The organism is Pseudomonas fitomaticsae, assembly GCF_021018765.1.
GTDB lineage: Bacteria > Pseudomonadota > Gammaproteobacteria > Pseudomonadales > Pseudomonadaceae > Aquipseudomonas > Aquipseudomonas fitomaticsae.
Genome location: NZ_CP075567.1, coordinates 3,828,188 through 3,851,966, shown reverse-complemented (window position 1 = coordinate 3,851,966; position 23,779 = coordinate 3,828,188). Strand labels below are relative to the sequence as shown.

22 protein-coding genes are annotated in these 23,779 nt (G+C 61.1%); 8 read left to right on the top strand and 14 right to left on the bottom strand.

Translation table 11 applies throughout. The annotated features are described in order from the left end of the window. Positions 1-12 precede the first annotated feature (12 nt). Positions 13-1,404, bottom strand: coding sequence for an aldehyde dehydrogenase family protein (locus tag KJY40_RS17160; RefSeq protein WP_230731359.1), 1,392 nt, complete (start codon positions 1,402-1,404; stop codon positions 13-15). Between the two features lie 103 nt (positions 1,405-1,507). On the opposite strand from KJY40_RS17160, the gene ptrR reads away from it, so the two are divergent. Then, complete coding sequence (gene ptrR / locus KJY40_RS17155; protein WP_230737716.1) at positions 1,508-2,389, top strand: putrescine utilization regulator PtrR; 882 nt, start codon at positions 1,508-1,510, stop codon at positions 2,387-2,389. A gap of 88 nt (positions 2,390-2,477) precedes the next feature. Further along, positions 2,478-3,140: a M24 family metallopeptidase gene (locus KJY40_RS17150; protein WP_230731358.1), complete on the top strand. Its 663-nt coding sequence runs from the start codon at positions 2,478-2,480 to the stop codon at positions 3,138-3,140. 45 nt (positions 3,141-3,185) lie between these two features. Here the strand turns inward: KJY40_RS17150 and KJY40_RS17145 are convergent, their stop codons facing one another. After that, the gene (locus KJY40_RS17145; protein WP_230731357.1) at positions 3,186-4,751 is read right to left on the bottom strand and encodes an aldehyde dehydrogenase (NADP(+)); all 1,566 of its coding nucleotides are present in this window, start codon (positions 4,749-4,751) and stop codon (positions 3,186-3,188) included. Beyond that, the gene (locus tag KJY40_RS17140; RefSeq protein ID WP_230731355.1) at positions 4,748-5,386 is read right to left on the bottom strand and encodes an isochorismatase family cysteine hydrolase; all 639 of its coding nucleotides are present in this window, start codon (positions 5,384-5,386) and stop codon (positions 4,748-4,750) included. Before KJY40_RS17140 ends, KJY40_RS17145 begins: the two co-directional genes overlap by 4 nt. Positions 5,387-5,485: 99 nt before the next feature. Here KJY40_RS17140 and KJY40_RS17135 point away from each other — a divergent pair, with 99 nt between their 5' ends. Further along, entirely contained in the window at positions 5,486-5,983 is a 498-nt protein-coding gene (locus tag KJY40_RS17135) for a winged helix-turn-helix transcriptional regulator (RefSeq protein WP_230731353.1), read from the top strand. Positions 5,984-6,052: 69 nt separating this feature from the next. Here KJY40_RS17135 and KJY40_RS17130 read toward each other — a convergent pair whose 3' ends face one another. The 6 genes from KJY40_RS17130 to KJY40_RS17105 form a co-directional block, all read right to left on the bottom strand. Beyond that, complete coding sequence (locus KJY40_RS17130) at positions 6,053-7,468, bottom strand: purine-cytosine permease family protein (RefSeq protein ID WP_230731351.1); 1,416 nt, start codon at positions 7,466-7,468, stop codon at positions 6,053-6,055. A 288-nt stretch (positions 7,469-7,756) separates the two neighbouring features. Beyond that, complete coding sequence (gene argE / locus KJY40_RS17125) at positions 7,757-8,905, bottom strand: acetylornithine deacetylase (RefSeq protein ID WP_230731349.1); 1,149 nt, start codon at positions 8,903-8,905, stop codon at positions 7,757-7,759. Further along, entirely contained in the window at positions 8,902-9,579 is a 678-nt protein-coding gene (locus tag KJY40_RS17120) for a DUF1028 domain-containing protein (protein ID WP_230731347.1), read from the bottom strand. The genes argE and KJY40_RS17120 overlap by 4 nt, the downstream gene beginning before the upstream one ends. A gap of 27 nt (positions 9,580-9,606) precedes the next feature. After that, the gene (locus KJY40_RS17115) at positions 9,607-10,023 is read right to left on the bottom strand and encodes a RidA family protein (RefSeq protein ID WP_007950460.1); all 417 of its coding nucleotides are present in this window, start codon (positions 10,021-10,023) and stop codon (positions 9,607-9,609) included. Between the two features lie 58 nt (positions 10,024-10,081). Continuing rightward, entirely contained in the window at positions 10,082-11,389 is a 1,308-nt protein-coding gene (locus tag KJY40_RS17110; protein ID WP_230731345.1) for a flavin-containing monooxygenase, read from the bottom strand. A gap of 258 nt (positions 11,390-11,647) precedes the next feature. Next, complete coding sequence (locus KJY40_RS17105) at positions 11,648-12,466, bottom strand: alpha/beta fold hydrolase (RefSeq protein WP_230731342.1); 819 nt, start codon at positions 12,464-12,466, stop codon at positions 11,648-11,650. Positions 12,467-12,646: 180 nt separating this feature from the next. Here KJY40_RS17105 and KJY40_RS17100 point away from each other — a divergent pair, with 180 nt between their 5' ends. After that, a complete protein-coding gene (locus KJY40_RS17100; protein ID WP_230731340.1) occupies positions 12,647-13,093 on the top strand; it encodes a winged helix-turn-helix transcriptional regulator in 447 nt (148 codons plus the stop codon). A gap of 74 nt (positions 13,094-13,167) precedes the next feature. On the opposite strand, the gene KJY40_RS17095 is transcribed toward KJY40_RS17100, so the two are convergent. Both KJY40_RS17095 and KJY40_RS17090 read right to left on the bottom strand, forming a co-directional pair. Continuing rightward, positions 13,168-14,211, bottom strand: coding sequence for an LLM class flavin-dependent oxidoreductase (locus tag KJY40_RS17095; protein ID WP_230731338.1), 1,044 nt, complete (start codon positions 14,209-14,211; stop codon positions 13,168-13,170). 67 nt (positions 14,212-14,278) lie between these two features. Further along, complete coding sequence (locus KJY40_RS17090; protein WP_230731336.1) at positions 14,279-14,764, bottom strand: flavin reductase family protein; 486 nt, start codon at positions 14,762-14,764, stop codon at positions 14,279-14,281. A gap of 325 nt (positions 14,765-15,089) precedes the next feature. On the opposite strand from KJY40_RS17090, the gene KJY40_RS17085 reads away from it, so the two are divergent. Together KJY40_RS17085 and KJY40_RS17080 are read left to right on the top strand one after the other, a co-directional pair. Continuing rightward, positions 15,090-16,496 carry a purine-cytosine permease family protein gene (locus KJY40_RS17085; RefSeq protein ID WP_230731334.1) on the top strand — a complete coding sequence of 469 codons (1,407 nt, stop codon included), beginning with the start codon at positions 15,090-15,092 and terminating at the stop codon, positions 16,494-16,496. Positions 16,497-16,748: 252 nt separating this feature from the next. Then, positions 16,749-17,849, top strand: a complete 1,101-nt coding sequence (locus KJY40_RS17080) for a polyamine ABC transporter substrate-binding protein (RefSeq protein ID WP_127798417.1) — start codon at positions 16,749-16,751, stop codon at positions 17,847-17,849. Positions 17,850-17,891: 42 nt separating this feature from the next. Here the strand turns inward: KJY40_RS17080 and KJY40_RS17075 are convergent, their stop codons facing one another. Beyond that, positions 17,892-18,869 carry a TerC family protein gene (locus tag KJY40_RS17075; protein WP_230731333.1) on the bottom strand — a complete coding sequence of 326 codons (978 nt, stop codon included), beginning with the start codon at positions 18,867-18,869 and terminating at the stop codon, positions 17,892-17,894. Between the two features lie 159 nt (positions 18,870-19,028). On the opposite strand from KJY40_RS17075, the gene KJY40_RS17070 reads away from it, so the two are divergent. Further along, complete coding sequence (locus KJY40_RS17070) at positions 19,029-20,012, top strand: Dyp-type peroxidase (RefSeq protein WP_407681970.1); 984 nt, start codon at positions 19,029-19,031, stop codon at positions 20,010-20,012. Positions 20,013-20,049: 37 nt separating this feature from the next. Here the strand turns inward: KJY40_RS17070 and KJY40_RS17065 are convergent, their stop codons facing one another. Together KJY40_RS17065 and KJY40_RS17060 are read right to left on the bottom strand one after the other, a co-directional pair. Continuing rightward, a complete protein-coding gene (locus KJY40_RS17065) occupies positions 20,050-21,762 on the bottom strand; it encodes an amidase (RefSeq protein ID WP_230731332.1) in 1,713 nt (570 codons plus the stop codon). A 138-nt stretch (positions 21,763-21,900) separates the two neighbouring features. Beyond that, entirely contained in the window at positions 21,901-22,689 is a 789-nt protein-coding gene (locus tag KJY40_RS17060) for an AraC family transcriptional regulator (protein ID WP_230731331.1), read from the bottom strand. Positions 22,690-22,773: 84 nt separating this feature from the next. Here KJY40_RS17060 and KJY40_RS17055 point away from each other — a divergent pair, with 84 nt between their 5' ends. After that, positions 22,774-23,772 carry a bile acid:sodium symporter family protein gene (locus tag KJY40_RS17055; protein WP_230731330.1) on the top strand — a complete coding sequence of 333 codons (999 nt, stop codon included), beginning with the start codon at positions 22,774-22,776 and terminating at the stop codon, positions 23,770-23,772. Positions 23,773-23,779: the final 7 nt, after the last annotated feature.

Here is a 23,779-nt window from a genome sequence, read left to right as displayed (position 1 = left end):
GGATCGACCGGATCAACGGCGATCCAGCCACACCGTCTGCGCATTACAGAACTCACGCACGCCGAAGTGCGACAGCTCACGACCGAAACCGCTTTTCTTCACGCCGCCGAAGGTCACGCGCGGGTCGCTGGCGGAGTAGCCGTTGATGAACACACCACCGGTTTCCAGTTCGCTGGTCAGTTGCTGGGCGAGGGCGACGTTGGCGGTGTAAATCGTAGCGGTCAGGCCGAACTCGCTGTCGTTGGCCAGGGCCACGGCATGGGCGCAATCGCGGGCGGTGATGATCGAGGCCACCGGGCCGAACAGTTCCTGCTTGAACGAAGTCATGCGGTCGGTGACGTCGGCCAGTACGGTCGGCTCGTAGTAGTTGCCCGGCCCTTGGCCCTTGCCGCCCCCGAGCAGCAGGGTGGCGCCTTCTTCCAGGGTGTCGCGCACTTGTTGATCGAGCTCGTCGCGCAGATCGAAACGGGCCATCGGGCCGATGTAGTTGTCGGCGGACAACGGGTCGCCCATCTTCAACTGGCGAGTGGCTTCGACGAATTTGCGGGTGAACTCTTCGACCACGCCTTCTTCGATGATCAGGCGTTTGGCGGCGGCGCAGACCTGGCCGGAGTTCTGATAGCGACCGATGACTGCTGCTTGCACGGCTTCGTCGATATCGGCGTCGTTGAGCACGATGAACGGATCGGAACCGCCCAGCTCCAGCACGCATTTCTTTAGCGCGGCACCGGCCTGTGCGCCGATGGCCATGCCGGCGCGGACGCTGCCGGTCAGGGTTACAGCGGCAATGCGCGGGTCCGCAATGGCGCTGGACACGCCTTCCGGGGTGACGTTGATCACTTCAAACACGCCATCGGCAAAGCCGGCGCGGATGAAGGCGTCGCGCAGCAGGTAGGCGCTGCCCATCACGTTCGGCGCATGCTTGAGCACGTAAGTGTTGCCGGCGATCAGCGCCGGGACGGCGCCGCGCAGCACTTGCCAGATCGGGAAGTTCCACGGCATCACGGCGAGGATCGGGCCGAGCGGACGATACTCGATGCGCGCCTTGCCGCCTTCGACCAGCGTCGCTTCGGCGTTGAGCATGGCCGGGCCGTGCTCGGCGTACCACTCGCAGAGCTTGGCGCATTTCTCGATTTCGCCACGGGCCTGGGCGATCGGCTTGCCCATTTCCCGGGTGATCATGGTGGCCATGGCTTCGCTGCTGTCACGCAGGGCGCCGGCCAGTGCGGTCAGGGCGCGGGAGCGATCCTGCAGCGGTTTGCGTTTCCACTTGTTGAAGCCGAACGCGGCGCGGGTCAGCGCAGCGTCGAGGGCTTCGGCGGATTCGAAAGCGTAGTGACCGATCTGCTCGCCGGTGGCGGGGTTGATCGAGATGGCGTGGGTCTGGCTGGAAATCGGGCTCATGGCATCGTCCTGCGAGGTCAGTGGATGCGCTCAGAGTAGGGTGGCGTTTGGTTTCTGGAAACTGAATAATAAAGAGCGTTTCTTTCACGATTGGAGAATGACTGTGGATCTGGTGCAACTGGAAATCTTCAAGGCCGTTGCCGAGCACGGCAGCATCAGCGCGGCGGCGGCGCAGATCCATCGCGTGCCGTCGAACCTGACGACCCGCATCAAGCAGTTGGAGGAAGATCTGGGCGTCGACCTGTTCATCCGTGAGAAAAGCCGCTTGCGCCTGTCGCCGGCTGGCTGGAGTTTTCTTGAATACGCGCGGCGCATTCTCGATCTGGTGCAGGAAGCCCGCGCCACGGTGGCCGGCGAGGAACCGCAAGGCGCGTTCCCGCTGGGCTCCCTGGAAAGCACGGCGGCGGTGCGCATTCCCGGTTTGCTGGCGACCTATAACCAGCAACACCCGAAGGTCGATCTGGACCTGTCGACCGGGCCGTCCGGGACGATGATCGACGGTGTGCTTTCCGGGCGTCTGGCGGCTGCGTTCGTTGATGGCCCGGTCTTGCATCCGGCGCTGGAAGGCATTCCGGCGTTCGAAGAGGAAATGGTCATCATCTCGCCGCTTAATCACGGGCCGATCCAGCGCGCGGCGGACGTGAACGGCGAGAACATCTATGCGTTCCGCTCGAACTGTTCCTATCGCCATCACTTCGAAAAATGGTTCAGCACCGATGCTGCGGTGCCGGGCAAGATTTTTGAAATGGAGTCCTATCACGGCATGCTCGCCTGCGTCAGTGCGGGTGCCGGCCTGGCTTTGATGCCGCGCAGCATGCTGCAAAGCATGCCCGGTTGCGCGACGGTCAGCGTCTGGCCGCTGGCGTCGGATTTTCGCTATCTGACGACGTGGCTGGTATGGCGGCGGGGTACGGTTTCGCGCAGTCTGAGCATGTTTGTGCGCTTGCTGGAAGAGCGCGGTGTGGTGCGCGCAGAAGAGAATTGACACGTTGTGTCATGGTTGTATCTTAGGCGTCCTGTTTCGCAATATAAAAAACTATACAGCGCAAGCGATTAGCCAGAAGGAATCAGCGATGACCACAGCCCTGAGCGGGAAAGAAGCGGTAGGTGAGCGTTTTGTGCTGGAAACCATGCGCCACGCCCAGCAGTTGACCTGGAAGGCCGTGGAAGAGATCGCCAAGGTGATCAAACCCGGCATGCGCGAATCGCAAGCCCATGCCCGGGGTAAACAAATTCTCGTCGAACTGGGCATGGACCGGATCTGGCATCCGCTGCTGATCCGCTTCGGCGCCAACACGCTGAAGACCTTCAAGGAACGTTCCGACGGCGATCCGGTTTTGGGCGACGAAGACATTTTCTTCATCGATATGGGCGTGGTCTGGGAAGGCCACGAAGGCGATGCCGGGGCGACGTTCGTTACCGGTTCCGATCCGCAAATGGTCGCTTGTGCGGCAGCATCCAAAGAACTCTTCGACAAGGTTGAAGCCTTCTGGCGTCAGGGTGTGACCGGTGTCGAGCTGTATCGTTACGCCACCGATCAGGCCGAAACCATGGGCTGGAAGCTGAATCTGGACATCAAGGGCCACCGGGTCAGCGATTTCCCTCATGCGATCTATCGCGGCGGCAATCTCGGTGACTTTGATCAGGCTCCGAATGCCGGTGTGTGGATTCTGGAAATCCAGATCGAACACCCCGAGCTTCCGTACGGTGCTTTCTATGAAGACCTGCTCATTTGATTGAAAAGCTTGCCCGGTTCGGTGATTCGCCGAACCGGGCATTTTTTATTGGCCGTCGATGCTGCGGGGCAGGCCGAGTGGATTACCTTCGCGCAACACCTCCGGCAGCAATGCATCGGGAAAGCCCTGATATGCCACCGGCCGCAGAAAACGCTCGATTGACGTCATGCCGACCGAGGTGAAACGGCTGTCCGAAGTGGCCGGGAACGGCCCGCCGTGTACGGTGGCGAAGGTCACTTCCTGCGGATGGGCGAAGGCGTTGACCACGATGCGTCCGGTGCGGCGTTCGAGGATCGGCAGCAGACGCCGGGCCAGATCCAGATCGCGGTCTTCAAGGTGAATGGCTGCGCTCAACTGACCCTTGAACGAACGCGCGACGGCCAGCAACTCTTCTTCATCGTTGACCGTTACCAATAGCGCGGCTGGGCCGAACACTTCATGGGCCAGCGCCGGTTCGCTGAGCAGGCGTTGGCCGTCAACTTCCAGCAACGCCGAGCGTCCCTCAAGTTGACCATCTGCCGGTGCGCCGACCGCCACCAGATTCGCCCCCACGCTTTCCATCGCCTCCAGTCCTTTGACGTATGAACCGTGAATCCCCGGCGTCAGCATCGTGCGTGCCGGCGCTGCGCTAACCCGGTTGATCATGGCGCTGCGCAGCGCTTGCAGACCTTCGCCTTCGACCGCGATCAGAATCGACGGACACAGACAGGCTTGCCCGACATTGACCAGCATTCGTTCGACGAAACCGTCACCGATTTCCGCGCCGCGTGCCTCCAGTGCCTCGGGCAGAATGAACGTCGGGTTGACGCTGGTCATTTCGGTGAACACCGGAATCGGATCGGGCCGTAATTGAGCGCGGCGATAAAGCGCCATACCGCCCACCTCTGAACCTGTGAACGTCACCGCTTTAATCAATGGATGATCGACCAGCGCCTCACCGATCGCATTGCCGCCACCGCGCACCATCGAAAAAACACCCTCGTGCAAGCCATGCATCTGCACCGCTTTGCGGATCGCGCGAGCCTGGATTTCCGAGGCCCCGGGATGCGCGTTGTGCGCCTTGAGAATCACCGTCGCACCGGCCGCGAGTGCCGACGCAGTGTCGCCGCCGGCCACCGAATAGGAGATCGGAAAATTGCTCGCACCGAAAATCGCTACCGGGCCGATGGCGACTTTCTGCAGTCGATGATCCATCCGTGGCCGGGGCTGACGATCAGGTTGCGCCGGGTCGATGGCCAGTTGCAGAAAGCGCCCTTTGCGCACCACCTCGGCGAACTGACGGAACTGGGTCGCAGCTCTGGCAGCTTCGCCTTCGAGTTGCGCCTGAGGCAGACCGGTTTCCAGTGCGGCGCGGGCGGCCAGTTCCTCGCGCGCGGCGTTGAGGTTGTCGGCGATGCTTTCGAGAAACGCCGCACGCTCGGCCAGCGAAGTGTGGCTGTAGCTATCGAAGGCCGCGTCAGCGAGGGTTGCCGCCTGATCGACCTGCGCCCTGCCGCCGAAGGCGAATTCCGGTTCGATCAGCGTGTTGGTTGCCGGATTCAGCGCCTTCATTGTGCCCTCGGTGGCAGGCACGTCAGCGGCGCCGATCAGCAGGTGGCCGGTCAGACTCATTTCGCGTCACCTTGCGACTGAAGACTGGCGATCAGTTCGTCCGTGGTGGTGATGACATGGGCGAACGTCGGGCCGTTGAGTTCGTGGGCGGCGTGCATCATTTCCTCCTTGAATGCGGCGGTGGCATCGCGCACCAGCGTGACGTGATAGCCGAGTTCCGATGCGTAGCGCGCGGTGGCTTCGATGCAGGTATTGGCGAGCAGGCCGACGATGATCACGTGGGTGACGCCTTGCTGTTTCAGGCGAAAATCCAGGTCGGTGTTGGCGAAACCGCTGGAGCCCCAGTGTTCCTGGACCACGATGTCGCCGTCCTTCGGCGCGAAATCCGGGTGCCATTCACCGCCCCATTCGCCGCGTGCGAAGTGGTGCATGTGCATGATCTTTTGTTGGGTCGGGGTTGGGTGATCCCAGTTCTCGTAGTCGCCTTTGACCCAGCGGTGATGCGGTACGATGACGACCGGAATCGGCAGGGCCCGCACGGCGCGATCGAGTTTGCGCAGGTTGTCGAGCAGGCCGTTCTGCTCGGCCATCGGCCTGATCAGCGGAAAGATCTTGCCGCCGTCGGAGAGAAAATCGTTGTACGGATCGACCAGCAGGTAGGCGGTTCTGTCGAGCGGATAGAGAGGTTTCGACATGGCGATGTACTCCGGCAATGAGAGTGATCGATGCTCAGGGCTTGTTCCCGCATCGTGTTGATATGATAATCATAGTAACTGTGAAAGAGGCAAGCCCTGATGGCTGTAAACGATAGTCTTCCCGATACGCTGTGCCCGATTTCCCGGGCCGAGTCGATCGTCGGCGACCGCTGGACGGTGCTGGTTTTGCGCGAATTGTTCATGGGCAGCCATCGCTACGACGAGATCCTGGCCCAGACCGGCGGTACGCCGCAGATGGTCGCCGCCCGTCTGAAAAGCCTCGAGGCGGACGGTCTGGTCGAGCGCCGCCTGTATAACGAGCGGCCGAAACGCTACGAGTATCACCTCACCGCAAAAGGCGAGGCGTTTTACCCGGTGGTGATGGCGTTACGCGCCTGGGGCGAGACCTGGTGCAAGTCGCCGGAGGAAGGGTTGGCGGTGAACATGACCCACAAGAACTGCAACCACAGCGCTGGCCTCGGGCCGTTGTGCGATCACTGCGGTGAAGTGTTGCGCCGTGAGGATTTGATCAGCCAGCCGCAAGATGCGTACGCCGCTGAACGACAGGCCCGGCGTGAGGCGTTCAAGGCGAAATAGACGCTTCGCTACAAAGCAAAAAGGCCCTCGTATTCGAGGGCCTTCTTGTGTCAGCGCAGAACGGATGGCTTACAGACTGTTCGCCAGTTTTCCGGAGGTCAGCCGCCGACGATACGCACTGTCACGGGTCGCCAGCCAGAAATACAGCGGCGAGGTCACCAGCAAGCCAACCACCCACGACAGGTCCGCGCCGTTGATGTGCGCCGACACCGGCCCCACGTACAGCGGCGTGTTCATGAACGGAATCTGCACCGCGATACCGATCGCGTAAGCCAGCAAGGCTTGCGGGTTGTAACGTCCGTAGATGCCGCCATCGACCTGGAAGATCGAGCCGATGTCGTACTGGCCTTTGTGGATGGCATAGAAGTCGATCAGGTTGATCGCGGTCCACGGCACCAGTACGACCAACAACACCAGCACCATGTCGACGAAGTGGCCGATGAAGTCTGCCGAAGCGCCGACCGCAGCGAAGCAGCAGGCCAGCAGGACAATGATCGAAATCACTGCGCGGCTCTTGGCGGTCGGAATCCAGCGGTAGGCGAAGGTCTGCACCAGCGTGATCAGCGACAGCACCGCACCATACAGGTTGAGGGCGTTGTGGCTGATGACGCTGAGCAGGAACAGCACCAGCATCAAGGGGCCGATGGCGCCCGTGGCGAGTTTCACCGCATCCATGGTGTCCATGCCCACGGGCGTTGCCAGCACGGCAACGGCGCCGAACACGAACGACAGGCTCGAACCCAGCGCCGATCCCAGATAGGTCGTCCAGAAGGTCGCCGCCACCGGCACATTCGCCGGCAAGTAACGCGAGTAGTCCGACACGTAAGGCGCAAACGCAATCTGCCACAACGCCGCCAACGACACCGTCGCAAGCCAGCCCGAGATATTGAAGCTGCCGCGAGTGAGGAAGTCATCGGTCTGGATGTGGGTGAGGATGTAGCCGAAGCCGACCACGATGCCGATCCCAAGCACCCAGGTGCCGATGCGGTTGAGCACGTGGATGAAGCGATAACCGATGATGCCGATGATCCCCGAACCCAGCGCGCCGATGACGATGCCGACCGGCACCGGAACGCTGTCGACCACGCCATGCAGCGACTTGCCAGCCAGCACGATGTTGGAGGCGAAGAAGCCGATGTACATGACGCCGGCGATCAACACCACCAGCAGCGCGCCGAGGGAGCCGAACTGCGCACGGCTCTGGATCATCTGCGGAATGCCCATCTGCGGGCCTTGCGCCGAGTGCAGCGCCATCAACACACCGCCGACCAGGTGACCGACCAGAATGGCGACGATGCCCCACACCAGATTCAGGTGGAACAGCTGCACGCCAAGGGCGCCGGTGACGATGGGCAACGGCGCGATGTTGCCGCCGAACCAGAGGGTGAACAGATCCCGAACCTTTCCGTGGCGATCTTCGGGCGGCACGTAGCCGATCGTGTGTTTTTCAATGAGCGGTGCGGACGTTGTTGCAGAGGTGGTCATGACGAACTCCAAGGCAAGGACGAGTACGTGGACGTACTTCAGTGAGCGCCGGCACGGACGGCGCATTTCTTGTTGGGGTCGATCATGGGCAAGGAAAGGGGAGAGATAAATTAGTAGTTTTGTTGCTTCAGGCGTTAAAAAAACGAGGCTCTCCGGTCAGCTGAAAGCGCTCTGCTTCGGGCGTTTCAGCGCCATGAACGACAACGCAGCTGACCTCCATCGGAGCAGCTGTCTGTCGGTGTTGGTGCGGCTTGGCTGCGGACCTGATCCAGCAGCCAGACCGGTTTTTCAGAGGCGAATCGACGCCACCATCCGTTGCAGCATCGCATCGCAGGCCGTGAGCTGATCGAGGCTGACAAACTCGTCCGGCTTGTGGCCCTGATCCATGCTGCCGGGGCCGCATACCACCGTGGGAATCCCCACCGCATCGAACAGTCCGCCTTCAGTGCCAAACGCCACGGTGCCGAAATCGTCCGAGCCACAGAACGTGGCGATCAATTCGGCTGCCTGGCTTCGGGCGTCGGTAGCCAATCCCGGATAGGCCGACAATTCGCTGAACCGGATATCACTCTGCTCGCTGACCGCCCGCATGCGCGGCAGCATCTGCTGCTCGGCGTAGGCCTTGAGTTGTTGCGCGACAAGCGCCGGATCCTGCGAGGGCAGGGCACGGATTTCAAAGTCGAAACGGCAATCGGCGGGGACGATGTTCAACGCCTTGCCGCCGCTGATCACACCGGTTTGCACCGTGGAATACGGCGGGTCGAAACGCGGATCGAGGTGTTCATCCTTGAGCTGTCGACCGATGCGTCCCAGCTCGCCGATCAATTCTGCGGCGCATTCGATGGCATTGACGCCGAGTGGCGCATAGGCCGAGTGACAGGCATGACCCTGAACATCACAGCGCATCGCCAGTTTGCCCTTGTGCCCGAGCACCGGTTTGAGTTCGGTCGGTTCGCCGATGATGCACAGCAACGGTTTGACCGGACGTTGCTCCAGCACCTTGAGCAGTGAACGCACGCCGAGGCAGCCGACCTCTTCGTCATAGGACAAAGCAATGTGCACCGGCAGGCGCAATGATGCTTCGATCAACGACGGCACCAGCGCCAGCACGCAGGCGATGTAGCCCTTCATGTCCGCCGTGCCGCGACCGTAAAGCTTGCCGTCGCGCTCGCTGAGTTCAAACGGCGGCAGCGTCCATGGCTGACCGTCCGCCGGCACCACATCGGTGTGTCCCGACAGCACGATGCCCGGCTGATCGGCCGGGCCGATCGTGGCGAACAGATTGGCCTTGCTGCGCTCATCGTTGTAGATCAGCTCGCACGGCACGTCGAAACCTTCGAGGTAGCTACGCACGAAGTCGATCAATTGCAGGTTGGACTCGCGGCTGGTGGTGTCGAACCCCACCAGCGTCTTGAGCAACGCGACGCTGTTGCTCATCGGTCGTCTCCGGCAACCCCGTAGCCCGGCGCCTTCGCCGGATCGAGGGCGCGGTCGATGTAGTCCTGAAGCTGCGGGCGATAGGCGTCCCAGAGTTTTTGCAATTGGCCGATCGGGTCTTCATCGGCCCAGTCCACCCGCAGGTTGACGATGGGCCAGGTCAGATCGCCGACCACGACCACGGCTGCCGAATGCACCGGGCCTGCTTCACCGCCCAAGGCCTGGGCGGCGTGCAGGGCCTTGATCAGGCGATCGGCCAATTGACCTTCGCCTTCTTCGAACGCGCTGACCATGGCTTCGATCACCGAGCGCCCGGCGAGCATGTTGCCCGCCGCCACGCATTGCTCGCCGGACACGGCGTTGTGCACGCCGAGAGTCTGCGCGCCGCTGAAATGCGCGGTCTGGCCGAGATGATTGATTGCCGTGATCTGCCGGTACTGACTGTAGCCGTTGCGGGTCAGCACCTTGTCCAGCGCGGCGTCGGGCGCCAGGCCTTGTTCCATCAGGGCGAGCACTTCCGGGCCGAGCGACGGCAGGGTGATGTTCTGGCTCGACACCGCGCCAACACCCGGCAACAGCCACGGGCAACGGGCGCCGACGGCAATGCTGGAGGAGCTGATGGCGATGCCGAACTGCCCGGTTTCGGGGCAGCGGGCGGCGATGGAAAATGTCATGTGTGGCCTCCTTTCGCTAAGGTCGAATTACTCGGGAATCACCGCCACCACATCAATTTCCATCAGCCACTGCGGCTGACCCAAAGCCGACACCACCAGCCCGGTGGAGATCGGGAACACGCCCTTCAGCCATTTACCGACTTCCTGATACACCGGCTCGCGGTAGCGCGGATCGATCAGGTAAGTGGTGGTCTTGACGATATGGCTCAGGTCGCTGCCGGCCTCTTCGAGCAGTTGCTTGACGTTGCGCATCGCCTGTTCGGTCTGCGCGCGCGGGTCGCCGAGGCCGACCAGTTCGCCATCGAAATTGGTCCCGACCTGACCACGGACATACACGGTGTTGCCGGCACGCACGGCCTGGCACAGGTCGTTGTCCAGGGTCTGGTTCGGGTAGGTGTCCTTGGTGTTGAACATGCGAATGCGGGTATGGGTTGGCTGACTCATGTGAGGCTCCTGACGAAATCGGGCCCGGCGCGACGGGTGCCGGGATTGAAGAGGGAAATCAAGCGTCGACGGTGTCGACAGCGTTGTTGTGCAGCGCGGCTTCGCGTTGTTCGGCATCGCGATAGGCCAGGTATTTGCGCTGGGTGGCGATGTGATCGGCCACGTGCTTGGCGTCGTGCCACACGCCCCAGATGAACGACGAACCGCGTCGTGACTGCCACGGCAGACCGAGGAAATACACACCCGATTCGCTGGACACACCGCGCTGATGTTGCGGCTTGCCGTTGTCGTCGAAAGCGGCGACTTTCAGCCACGAATAGTCCACGGCAAACCCGGTGGCCCAGATGATCGAGGTGATGTCGGCGGCGGCCAGATCGAGATCGGCCAGCGGGTTTTTCACGCATTCAGGATCCGGATAGGTTTCCCGGGCTTCCGGTTCCAGCGGCAGATCGAGGCCGTTGCGTTCGATATAGGCATCGGCGGCATCCAGCAGCGCGAGGTAGTTCTCGTCGCCGCGCTTGAGGTTGTCGCGCAGGTCTTGCTTGAAGGTCACCACGCCGTCGCTGAACGACTCGGTGACGCCAACCAGAGTCATGCCGCGATGGGCCAGGCCACGGAAGTCGATGGTACGGCCACCATGGGCACCGCTGACGGCGATGGTCACGTGCTCGCGGCCGGGTTTCATTGCAGCCTGATCCCACTCGCCGAGCACGCCGAGCCACCAGCAGAAATCACGGTTGCGGTAAGCGCGAGGAGGGCGGTCATGGGCGCCGACCGAGAGGTAAACCTGCTTGCCCGAACGCTGCAATTCGTCGGCGATCTGCACGCCCGACGAACCGGCGCCGACCACCAGTACCGCGCCGGTCGGCAGTTGTTGCGGGTTGCGATAGTCGGCTGAGTGAATCTGCAGCAGGCGTTCATCTTTCGGCGCAATAGCCGGGATCACTGGACGCTGGAACGGACCTGTTGCAGCGACGACACGGGCCGCTTCGATCACGCCTTCAGAGGTCTCGACGGTGAAACCCGGACGCCCGACATTGCGCACCACGCTTTTCACATCGACGCCGGTGCGGATCGGTGCATTGAATTTCTTGGCATAGGCTTCGAAGTAATCGGCGACACGCTCCTTGTGGGCGAAACCGTCCGGATCGACATCATCGAATTCCATCCCCGGAAACCGGTCGTGCCACGCCGGACCGTTGGCCACCAGCGAATCCCAACGCCCGGTGCGCCAGCGTTCGGCAATGCGGCTGCGCTCCAGCACCAGGTGCGGCACACCGAGTTTGCTCAGGTGTTCACTCATGGCCACACCCGCTTGACCGGCGCCGACAACAAGCGTGTCTGTTTTTATTATTTCAGTGGTCATCTCTGATCCCTTCTCACGAGGCCGTTGGATTCAGGTCGCTGTCGACCTGTTCTCTGTGCTTGGGATCAGACTAGGGAGGGGGTGGTTATCGGTAAAATATTATTAAGCTGGCATGTGAAGATAAAAACGTGATGCAGAGGCCTGAAAGCCCCGTAAACACGAGGCTTCGCCCTGGCACCGAAATCCGGGACAACGAAAAAAGGGCCGCCGACAGGGTTGTCGGCGGCCCTTTTCAAGGCGTGTTCAGATCACACGGACTCAGCGATCGAGAAACACCAGCAGGTCTTCATTCAATTGCTGCGCATGGGTGACCGCAAAACCGTGCGGCGCGCCTGCGTAGACTTTCAACTCGGCGCCCTTGATCTGCGCGGCGGCGCGTTTGCCGGTGGTTTCGAACGGGACGATCTGATCGCCATCGCCGTGAATCACCAGCGTCGGCACATCGATTTTCGCCATGTCCGGGCGGAAGTCGGTTTCCGAGAACGCGGTGACGCAATCCACGGTGCCTTTGAGCGAGGCCAGCAGCGCGATGTTCAGGGTTTGCGTCAGCACGCCGTCGGAGACTTTCTGGCCCTGGTTGGTGCCATAGAACGGCGCGGCGAAATCGGCGATGAACTGCGCACGATCCTTCAGCAGGCCGGCCTTGATCCCGTCGAACACCGACTTGTCGACGCCTTCGGCAAAGTCCGGTTTCTTGCCGAACAGCGGCGTCACCGCGCCCAGCAGCACCAGCCCGGCAACACGCTCGCTGCCGTGGCGTGCGATGTAGCGGCTGACATCGCCGCCGCCCATGGAGAAACCGACCAGGGTCACGTCACGCAGATCCAGGTGCTCGATCAATTGCGCGATGTCGTCGGCGAAGGTGTCGTAGTCGTAGCCGGTCCACGGTTGGTCCGAGCGTCCGAAGCCACGGCGGTCAAAGGCAATGGTCCGGTAGCCGCGACTGCTCAGGTATTCCATCTGGTATTCCCACATGTCGGCGTCCAGCGGCCAACCGTGGCTGAACAGCACGGGCTTGCCGCTGCCCCAGTCCTTGAAATAGATCTCGGTGCCGTCTTGGGTCGTGAACGTGCTCATGAAAACTCCTTGGGTGTGGGCCTATGTGGATGCCGTGATGGCAACGGTCACTATCGCGACAAAGGGCATTGGCCACTTGTACGCAGGTGCTAAGTTTCGTGGCGTACGCGTTAACGGTTCGGTGACATGAGTTGTAAGATGCAACCGCATCGAACCTGCCGTTTGCCGGAGACACCCGAAATGAAGCGCAAAAGCCTTGCGGGCAATGCCTGCCCGATTGCCCGGACACTCGACCTGATCGGTGACTGGTGGTCGTTGCTGATCATCCGCGATGCGCTGGAAGGCATTAGTCGTTTCAGCGATTTCGAGAAGAGTCTGGAGATCGCCAAGAACATGTTGAGCACCCGGCTCAAAGGGCTGGTGGAGCGCGACATCCTGCGCCTGGTGCCGGCCTCCGATGGCAGCGCTTACAAGGAGTACGTGCTGACTGAAAAGGGCCGGGCGTTGCAAACCGTGATCGTTGCGCTGTCGCAGTGGGGTGGGGAGTTCATGTTCGAGCCTGGCGAATCGGGTTCGGTGATGGTGGATGCGCAGAAGCGAAAGCCGATCAGGAAGCTAGAGCTGCTATCGGCCGATGGTCGCCATTTGGCGCCGGAAGATATCGCCACAACTTCGACTGCGTACTGACACCTGCGTCAGACGAAAAAAAGCGCCCCGACGTTCTGTTCGGGGCGCTCTGCATTCAGGGGCCCTTGGCGTATTTAACGAAACGCCGGCACCACATGCTTGATAAACAACTCCAGCGACTTCTTCTTTTCCGCATGCGGCAAGCTGTTGTCACACCAGAAACTGAACTCATCCACCCCCAGTTCCTGGTAGTACTTGATCCGCGGAATGATCTCTTCCGGCGTGCCGATCATCGCCGTCTTGTGCAGGCTCTCCAGTTCAAATTCCGGACGTCCGGCAAATTTCTCTTCTGGGCTCGGGGCGAGGAAGCCGTTGACTGGGGTTTCCTTATTGCCGAACCAGGCATCGAAGGTGCGGTAGAAACGTGAAATCGCCTTGGCGCCAACTTTCCACCCTTCCGGGTCATCCACCGAATGCACGTGGGTATGACGCAGCACCATCAATTGCGGACGCGGCACGTCCGGGTTGTTGTCCAGCGCCGTCTGGAACTTGTTCTTCAGATCGAGGACTTCTTCGTCGCCCTTCATCAACGGCGTGACCATCACGTTGCAGCCGTTGGCCACCGCGAAGTTGTGTGAGTCCGGGTCGCGGGCGGCGATCCACATCGGCGGGTTCGGCTTCTGGATCGGTTTCGGCACGCTGGTGGAGGTGGGGAATTTCCAGATCTCGCCGTTGTGGGCGTAGTCGCCTTGCCACAGGGCGCGGACCACCGGGACCATTTCCCGCAGCGCCTGGCCGCCGCTGGAAGCAGGCATGCCGCCGGCCATGCGATCGAATTCCACCTGATAGGCACCGCGTGCGAGGCCGACTTCCATCCGGCCGTTGCTGATCACGTCGAGCAGGGCGCATTCACCGGCGACCCGCAGTGGATGCCAGAACGGCGCGATGATGGTGCCGGCGCCCAGGTGGATGGTGGTGGTCCTGGCCGCGAGGTAGGCCAGCAGCGGCATTGGGCTCGGCGAGATGGTGTATTCCATCGCGTGGTGTTCGCCGATCCACACGGTGCTGAAACCACCGGCCTCGGCCATCAACGTCAGTTCGGTCAGGTCTTCGAACAGTTGACGGTGGCTGACGCTTTCGTCCCAGCGTTCCATGTGTACGAACAGGGAAAATTTCATTTCGCTACCTCAAATCTTTTGTTGTCGGCCGGTCGCATGCAGGCCTGTTCAAGTGCAATTGTGCGGATCAGGCGAAGGCGGGCAGGGCGCCCATCTTGCCGTGGCAATACACCAGCGGGCCGGCGTCCTGTTGGGGCACGATGAGGTTTTTCACCGCGCCGACCATGATCGCGTGGTCGCCGCCTTCGTATTCACGCCACAGCTCACATTCGATGATAGCTGTCGCGTTGGCCAGGATCGGGTTGCCCAGTTCGCTCAGCGTCCACTCAATGCCCTGGGCCTTGTCCTTGCCTTTGCGGGCGAACGCGTAGGCTTCGCTCTGCTGGCCGCAGGACAGGACGTGAATGGCAAAGCGCTTGTTCTTGATCAGGACAGGGTAAGAATCGGAGCTGTAGTTGGGGCAGAACAGCACCAGAGCGGGGTCCATCGACAGCGAACTGAAGGCGCTGGCGGTCAGGCCGACGATCTGGCCGTCGTCATCCAGCGTGGTGATGACGGTAACGCCGGACGGGAACGAGCCCATGACTTGTTTGTAGACGGCAGCATCGATCATTGGTCAATCCTCGAGTGCGGTGGAGCGTGTTTTTATGTGTTTATGGGTCTGATGGTATACCGTAATACATCGATTGCAAGCGCTTTTTTGGTGAAACGATAAACGTGGTTCATCCGTCGGAAAGTCAGCATTTACGGGGCTTTTCTCTAGCCGCGAACGCTGGCTATCAGGGAGGATGCCGGATCAGATGCCATCGCAAACAGCGGATCAGTCTTGTGAAAATGTTGGAATACCATAATATGGTCTTCATCTGAGGGGCCGCCACGAAGCTCCCCCGGTTTGGCTTCATACAACGATAAGAACAGACCCAATCGAGTTCATTTTTATGTCCCAGATGTCCCGGCAAGATCCGTTGATCGAGAATCACACGGTCGACTACGTCCCACTCGCGGAACGCCACGGGAAGGCCCGCGACCTGTTCACCCTTTGGTTCAGCACCAACATTGCGCCACTGCCCATCGTCACCGGCGCCATGGTGGTTCAGGTGTTTCATCTCGACCTGTTATGGGGGCTGCTGGCGATTGCGCTGGGGCACATGATCGGCGGCGTGGTGATCGCTCTGGCATCGGCGCAGGGGCCGCGCATGGGCATTCCGCAGATGGTCCAGAGTCGCGGTCAGTTCGGGCGTTACGGTGCGCTGTTGATCGTGTTCTTCGCGGCGATCATCTACATCGGCTTCTTCATTTCCAACATCGTGCTGGCCGGCAAGTCCATCGTCGGCATCGCGCCGTCAGTGCCGGCGCCGCTGAGTATTTTGATCGGTGCACTGAGCGCCACGGCCATCGGGGTGATCGGCTACAACTTCATTCACACGCTCAACCGCATCGGCACCTGGGTGATGGGCAGCGCGCTGCTGGCCGGTTTCATCTACATCTTTGCCCATGAATTGCCGGCGGACTTCTTTACCCGTGGCAGCTTCAATCTCTCGGGATGGCTGGCAACGGTGTCGCTGGGGATCATCTGGCAGATCAGTTTCTCGCCGTATGTCTCCGACTATTCCCGTTACCTGCCGGCGGACATCGGGATCGGCAAGCCCTTTATCGCGACTTATCTCGGCGCAACCCTGGGCACGATTCTGTCGTTCACGTTTGGCGCGGTGGCGGTGCTGGCAACGCCGGAAGGCACCGAGGCGATGGCGGCGGTCAAGCAGTCCACCGGTTGGCTGGGTCCGATTCTGATGGTGCTGTTCCTGCTCAACATCATCAGCCACAACGCGCTGAATCTGTATGGCGCGGTACTGTCGATCATCACCTCGATCCAGACCTTTGCCAGCCAATGGACGCCGAGCATCAAAGTGCGGGTGATCTTGTCGAGCATCGTGCTGGCGGGGTGTTGTGTCGTGGCGCTGGGTGCGTCGGCGGATTTCATTTCCGAGTTCATCGGATTGATTCTGGCGTTGCTGCTGGTGCTGGTGCCGTGGGCGTCGATCAACCTGATCGACTTCTACCTGATCAAGCGCGGCAGTTACGACATCGCCTCGATCTTCCGCGCCGACGGCGGCATTTATGGGCGATTCAACCTGCACGCGATCATTGCCTATTTCATCGGCATCATCGTGCAGTTGCCGTTCGCCAACACATCGCTGTACGTCGGGCCTTACGCCAATCTGGTGGAAGGCGCGGACCTGTCGTGGCTGGTCGGCCTGATCGTCACATGCCCGCTGTATTACTGCCTGGCGACCCGTGGACAGTCGCAGCAGAGCAGGGCGGCGCGATTGGGCTTTACCGACTGACCGTTCGCAGGCTGCTCAGACAATGCCCGGCACTTTGTCGGGCATTTTTGTTTCCGCATTCCGGCGGTCATTCAAATTGGCCGTTTCGATCCCCTTTTGGCCGATGGGCTACTGTGCTGCGTCTACGCTGTCAGGAAGAATCGAAGCCACAACTAGATGCTGCACCTTCCTTGCCCTTGGCTGATCTGACAGCCGCTGCCGTGTACAGAACATAAAAACCATCGACTCACGCTGCATTCGGGGAAACACAACATGGTCACGATGAAACGCATTCTGGGCGCTACTGTTTTCGGGCTGACGCTGCTGGCCAGCGCCGTACAGGCCGAACAGCGCGAACTGCGGGTGTACAACTGGGCGGATTACATCCTGCCGTCGGTGCCCAAGGACTTCGCCGCCAAAAGCAACATCAAAGTGACCTGGGACACCTTCGACACCAACGAATCCCTCGAAGCCAAGCTGCTGACCGGCAACTCCGGCTATGACCTGGTGGTGCCGTCAAACCAGTTCCTCGATACCCAGATCAAGGCCGGCGTGTTCCAGAAACTCGACAAGTCCAAGCTGCCGAACTGGAGTCACCAGGATCCGGCGTTGCTGAAGTTGCTCGACGTCAACGATCCCGGCAATCAGTACGGCGTGCCGTACATGGTCGGCACGGTGCTGATCGGTTTCAACCCGGCCAAGGTCAAGGCTGCGCTCGGCGAAAATGCGCCGGTGGACAGTTGGGATCTGGTGTTCAAACCGGAGAACATGGAGAAGCTGAAATCCTGCGGCGTGGCGATGCTCGATTCGCCGACGGAAATCCTGCCGCTGGCCCTGCATTACCTGGGTCTGGACCCGAACAGCCAGAACCCGGCCGACTATGAGAAGGCCAAGGACCTGATGCTCAAGGTTCGCCCCTACGTCACCTACTTCAACTCGGCCAAGTACATGACCGACATCGCCAATGGCGACATCTGCGTGGCCATCGGTTATTCCGGCAGCTTCTACCAGTTCGGCAACCGCGCCAAAGAGGCGGGCAACGGCGTGGTGGTCGACTGGCGCCTGCCGAAGGAAGGCGCGCCGATCTGGTTCGACACCTTCGCCATTCCGAAGAGTGCGAAGAACGTCGAAGAGGCCCACGAGTTCCTCAACAACCTGCTTGATCCGAAAGTCATCGCGTCGATCAGTGACTTCCTCGGTTACCCGAATGCCAACAAGGATTCGCTGCCGTTGATCAACAAGGAAATCACCGGCAACCCGAACCTGACGCCGACCAGCGAAGCGCTGAAGAAGTTGTACGTGGTGCAACCGTTGCCGCAGAAGCTGGAGCGGGTGCGGACCCGGGTCTGGACCAGCATCAAGTCGGATAAATAAGCCCAAAACCGAGGGAGCGAACCACGTTCGCTCCCTCGGCTGTTATTTCGCCTGACTTTCTTCGGGCGACTTGTCCTTCGTCAGCATCAGACTCAGCACTACCGACGCCAGAATCAGCCCGCCGACAATCGCCAGCGACCACTCCACCGGCATGTGAAACCACGGCATCACCGTCATCTTCCCGCCAATGAACACCAGCACCAGCGCCAGTCCGTACTTGAGCAGATGAAAGCGGTCGGCCATGTCCGCCAGCAAAAAGTACAGCGCCCGCAGCCCCATGATCGCGAAGATGTTCGAGGTGAAAATGATGAACGGATCAGTCGTCACCGCGAAGATCGCCGGGATGCTGTCGACCGCGAACATCAGGTCGCTGGCCTCGATCAGCACCAATACCAGAAACATTGGCGTGGCCCAGCGCACACCGTTCTGCAGCACGAAAAAGCGCTCGCCGTGAAAGCCGTTGGTGATCCGCAGATGCCCGCGCACCCAGCGCAGCAGCGGATTGTTATCGAGGTCCGGTTGCTGCTCGGCAAACACCAGCATCTTGATCCCGGTGATGATCAGGAACACGCCGAACACATACAGTAGCCAGGTGAATTGCGACACCAGCCACACCCCGGCAAAGATCATCGCCGCACGCATCACGATCGCCCCGAGCACGCCGTACAGCAGTACCCGGCGCTGCAACTCCGGCGGTACGGCGAAGTAGCTGAAGATCATCACGAAAACGAACATGTTGTCGATCGACAGCGACTGCTCGATCAAGTAGCCGGTGAGGAATTCCAGGGTCTTGACCCTGGCGATTTCGGGGCCGAATTCGCCGTTGAGATACCACCAGAGCAATCCGGCGAAGGCCATCGCCAGCATGCACCAGGCAATTACCCAGGATGAGGCTTCCCGCACAGAGACTCGATGCGCCTTGCGTCCACCGAAGACGAACAGGTCGATGGCCAGCATGGCGAGGACAAAAACGATGAAGGCGACCCACATCCAGGGTTCGCCGATGTTGATGGGGTGCATGCCGTTCTCCCTGTCTTTATGTTTTTCGGGGTAGACGGGGCCATGCTAGTAGGAGCCTTCCGACAAAGAAAAATCGTTTATTTCGTGGGTATTGTTCGTTAAAAGCGAAGTGTCGGACGACACGGGCAGGGCATAGGTAATACTTCATTCAACACTTCTTTGCTAACCTCGCCGTCGAGCCAGTCCACCACTCCGGGAGCTACGATCATCGACACGCCAGATCCTCAAGCCGTCTGCAGCCCGATCACCAGCGCTGCCATCTTCATCGTGGCGACCCTCAACGCCGAGGCCGAGGCCGCCGAAAAAGTCCGCGGCTGGTGCGCCGATATCGCGGGCCTGACGCGCTCGGTCGGCAAGCGCGTGCCCTCGGGAAACCTGTCCTGCGTCTGCGGATTTTCTTCCAGCGCGTGGGATCGTCTGTTCGGCAGTCCACGCCCGGCGTCCCTGCATGAGTTTCGCGAATTCGGCGTAGAAGGGCGACGCGCTGTTTCCACGCCTGGCGACCTGCTGCTGCACATTCGTGCCGATCAGATGGACCTGTGTTTTGAACTGGCGACGCAATTGATGTCCGCGCTGGACGGCGCTGTGACCGTGACCGACGAGGTGCAGGGTTTCCGCTATTTCGACATGCGCAGCATCATCGGTTTCGTCGACGGCACGGAAAACCCGGTCGGTCGCAAAGCCGAGCATTTCACCCTTGTGGGTGACGAGGATTCGACGTTCAGCGGCGGGAGTTACGTGCTGGTGCAAAAGTATCTGCACAACATGAAGGCGTGGAACGAGTTGTCGGTCGAAGCACAGGAACGGGTGATCGGGCGTACAAAACTTTCCGATATCGAGCTGGACGAGTCGGTCAAACCGAGCAATTCCCACAGCGCGTTGACGACCATCACCAAGGACGGCGAAGAGGTGAAGATCCTGCGCGATAACATGCCGTTCGGCCGGCCCGGCGCGGGGGAGTTCGGCACTTATTTCATAGGCTACGCGCGTTCGCCGGAGCCGCTGGAGCAGATGCTGGAAAACATGTTTGTCGGCAAACCACCCGGCAATTACGACCGGTTGCTGGACTTCAGCACGGCGGTCACCGGCAGTCTGTTCTTCGTGCCTTCGGCAGATTTACTGGAAGAACTGGCAGAGCGATAAAAAAACGGCGGGATCAATCGATCCCGCCGTTTTGCATTTACTTGCCTTCCACCAGTGCTGGCGTACGCGGCGGCACCAGTCGTTTCGAACCAGTCGCTTCAAACGCCGCTGCCAGTCGCAACAGTGTTGAATCGTCATAAGCGCGCCCGGCGAACGTCAGCCCCACTGGCATGCCGATGTCGGCCATCACGCCCATCGGCACAGTGACGGTCGGCACGCCGAGGTGACGGATCGCGAGGTTGCCGTTGGCGACCCAGATGCCGTTGCTCCAGGCGATGTCCGCCGAGGCCGGGTTGACGTCGGCATCGGCCGGGCCCACGTCGGCGTTGGTCGGGAACAGCACGGCGTGGAGGCCGAGGCGATCCATCCAGTCTTCGAGGTCCAGCTTGCGGGTCTTCTCCAGGCCGCGCAGGCCGTCCGGCAGCGTCGGGATCTGATCCCACGGCGTGATGCCGCGTTCGGCCATGCGCACGTATTCGTCCATGCCGGCGGCGAGGTCGCCTTCACGGTTGGGCAGGGTGCCCGGGTCGTGCGGGAAGATTTTCGGCCCGTCGACGTCCGCCAGACGGTTGAGTTTCGGATCGCCGTTGGCACGCAGGAAATCATCGAACGCCCAGGCCGACAGGTCCCACAGTTCGTGGTGCATGAATTCTTTGGAGACGATGCCGCGATTGAACACGGTCGGCGCACCCGGACGATCGCCTTCGCAGTTGGAGACCAGCGGGAAATCCACTTCGATCACTTCAGCTCCGGCCGTTTCGAGGGCCTGACGGGCCTGTTTCCACAGATCGATCACCGAGGCGCGGGTATTGATGCGTTGCCCGGTCGGGCCGCCGATGCCCGGCTCTTCGCTGGTGCCGGCCTCAGGGTCGGCGTTGATGTACATGCGCGGCACGCCCAGGCGTTTGCCGGCCAGTGCATCACTTTTCGCCGCGAGTTCGAGATAGGAAGCAGGGCGCACCGAGGCGACGCTCGGGATCGGCACCCAGGGTTGCAGGCGCCACAGGTCGCCACGGGTGTCGGTGTCTTCGGCGACGACCACATCAAGCACTTCCAGCAGGTCGGCCATGGTGCGCGCGTACGGCACCACCACGTCCATGGTCGGCGTCAGCGGCCAGTTGCCGCGCACCGAAATCACCCCGCGCGATGGCGTGTAGGCGCACAGGCCATTGTTCGACGCCGGGCCGCGACCGCTCGACCAGGTTTCTTCCGCCAGACCGAATGCCGAGAAGCTGGCAGCGGTGGCGGTGCCGGCACCGTTTGACGAGCCGGAAGCAAACGGCGCGGTCAGGTAGTCAGCGTTGTACGGGCTTTCAGCGCGGCCATAGACGCCACGCTGCATCCCGCCATTGGCCATCGGCGGCATGTTGGTCTTGCCCAGGCAGATCGCGCCGCCCGCGCGCAGGCGCTCGATGGTGAACGCGTCGCGCTGGGCCACCAGATCGGCGAAGGCCGGGCTGCCGGACGCAGCGGTCAGGCCTTTGACCAGATAGCTGTCCTTGGCGGTGTAAGGGATGCCGTCCAGCGGACCAAGGGTTTCGCCCTTGGCGCGACGGGCATCGGAAGCTTGCGCTTCTTTCAGCGCTTCAGGGTTGCGCACGATCACTGCGTTCAGGGCAGTGGCGGTGTCCGGGCCGTCAAAGGCGTCGATGCGCGCCAGGTAGGCCTGCACCAGTTCAACCGCCGTGGTCTGGCCGGATTCGAGCGCCGCACGCAATTGGGCAATGGAAACTTCAGTGACTTCGATCATGCTGTTACCGCCGACAGGTTCGCTAAAGGGTGGTTGATCATTGTTATCGTCGAAAGATGTCAAAGATTCTTGATGGGCGAAACTCTACCCTGAAATTGGCCCAATGGCATGCATAAAGTCGATAAATATCGGTTAATTTCATCGGAAAAACTCTCCCGGTGTCTCACCGAACTGTTGGCGAAACGCCGCGATAAAGGCCGACGTCGAGTCATAACCACAGGCCAAAGCCACGTCGGTGACGCGTTCGCCGCGTTCCAGCGGTGTCAGCGCACCCAGCAGACGCAGGCGCTGGCGCCAGGTGCGGAAGGTCAAACCGGTGTCACGCAGGAACAGCCGAGTCAGAGTTTTCTCGGTTACGCCGAATTTTTCGCTCCAGTGCGCCAGCGTGGTCTGCTGTTCCGGATGTTGCTCCAGACTCTGATAGATCTGGCGCAAGCGACTGTCCTGCGGCAGTGGCAGCATCAGATCGATGGGCGGGGCATCGGCCAGTTGATCGAGGATCACCTGAGCCAGGCGCCCGTGCGGGCCGCTCTGGTCATATTCGACAGGAATCTGACTGAAGGCCCGGATCAGCTCACGCAACAGATCACTGACGCCGAGCACATGACAACGCACCGGTGCCCAGCTGGCGACGCTGCAATCGATGTACAGGCTACGCATTTCCGTGTGCGGCGAACTGAACACCCGATGCGGCACGCCCGCCGGAATCCAAACCGCACGCTCCGGCGGCGCGACGAAACGACCGACGGCGGTCTGCACTTCGAGCACGCCCTGGATCGCGTAGGACAACTGCACCCACGGATGACTGTGACGGCGGGTCAGTGCGCGATTGGGCAGCGATTCGGTGCGCCCGTAGAGCGGACGCGGCAGGCTGGGCAGCCCGGGAATGCTGCGTCTGACGCTTTTGTCGTGTCCTTTTGGCGGCATCTGTGGGTTCTTCGGCGTTAGTCGGTAATTTCCAGTCACGTTAGAGTCGCTTCCACGTACTGGCAACCCCCGGATGAACAAACCATGACGCGCCCACGATTTTTGCCCGACAACTTCACCCTGACCCTGATCGGCGTGGTGCTGCTGGCCAGCTTCCTGCCCGCCAGCGGTCAGGTCGCACTCGGCTTCGGCTGGCTGACCAACATCGCCATCGCGCTGCTGTTTTTCCTGCACGGCGCCAAGCTGTCGCGGGAATCGATCATCGCCGGCGCCGGCCACTGGCGCCTGCATTTGCTGGTGTTCGGCCTGACCTTCGTCCTGTTCCCGCTACTGGGGCTGGCGCTCAAACCGCTGTTGTCGCCGCTGATCGGCGATCAGCTGTACATGGGCATGCTTTACCTGTGTGCGCTGCCGGCCACGGTGCAATCGGCGATTGCCTTCACTTCGCTGGCAAGGGGCAATATTCCGGCGGCGATTTGCAGCGCGGCGGCGTCCAGCCTGTTCGGGATTTTCCTCACGCCACTGCTGGTGACGCTGCTGCTCAACGTCCACGGCGACGGCGGCTCGACCCTCGACGCGATCGTGAAAATCAGCGTGCAATTGTTGCTCCCGTTCATTGCCGGTCAGATCGCCCGCCGGTGGATCGGCGCCTGGGTCGGTCGAAACAAGAACTGGCTGAAATTCGTCGATCAGGGCTCGATTCTGCTGGTGGTCTACGGCGCGTTCAGCGAAGCGGTGAATGAGGGCATCTGGCATCAGATTCCGGTGATCGACCTGCTGGGGTTGGTGGTGGTCTGCTGCATCTTGCTGGCGCTGGTGCTGCTGGCGTCCACCGTGCTGGGCAAGCTGTTCGGTTTCAATCTGGAAGACCGCATCACCATTCTGTTCTGCGGCTCGAAGAAAAGCTTGGCTACGGGTGTGCCGATGGCGCAGGTGTTGTTCGCCGGCAGCACGATTGGCGTGCTGATTCTGCCGCTGATGCTGTTCCATCAGATTCAACTGATGGTCTGTGCGGTGCTGGCGCAGCGGTATGCGAAACGCCAGGAATCGGTGCCTGAACTGATGGCCCAGGTTGATCCTTGATCTCGGC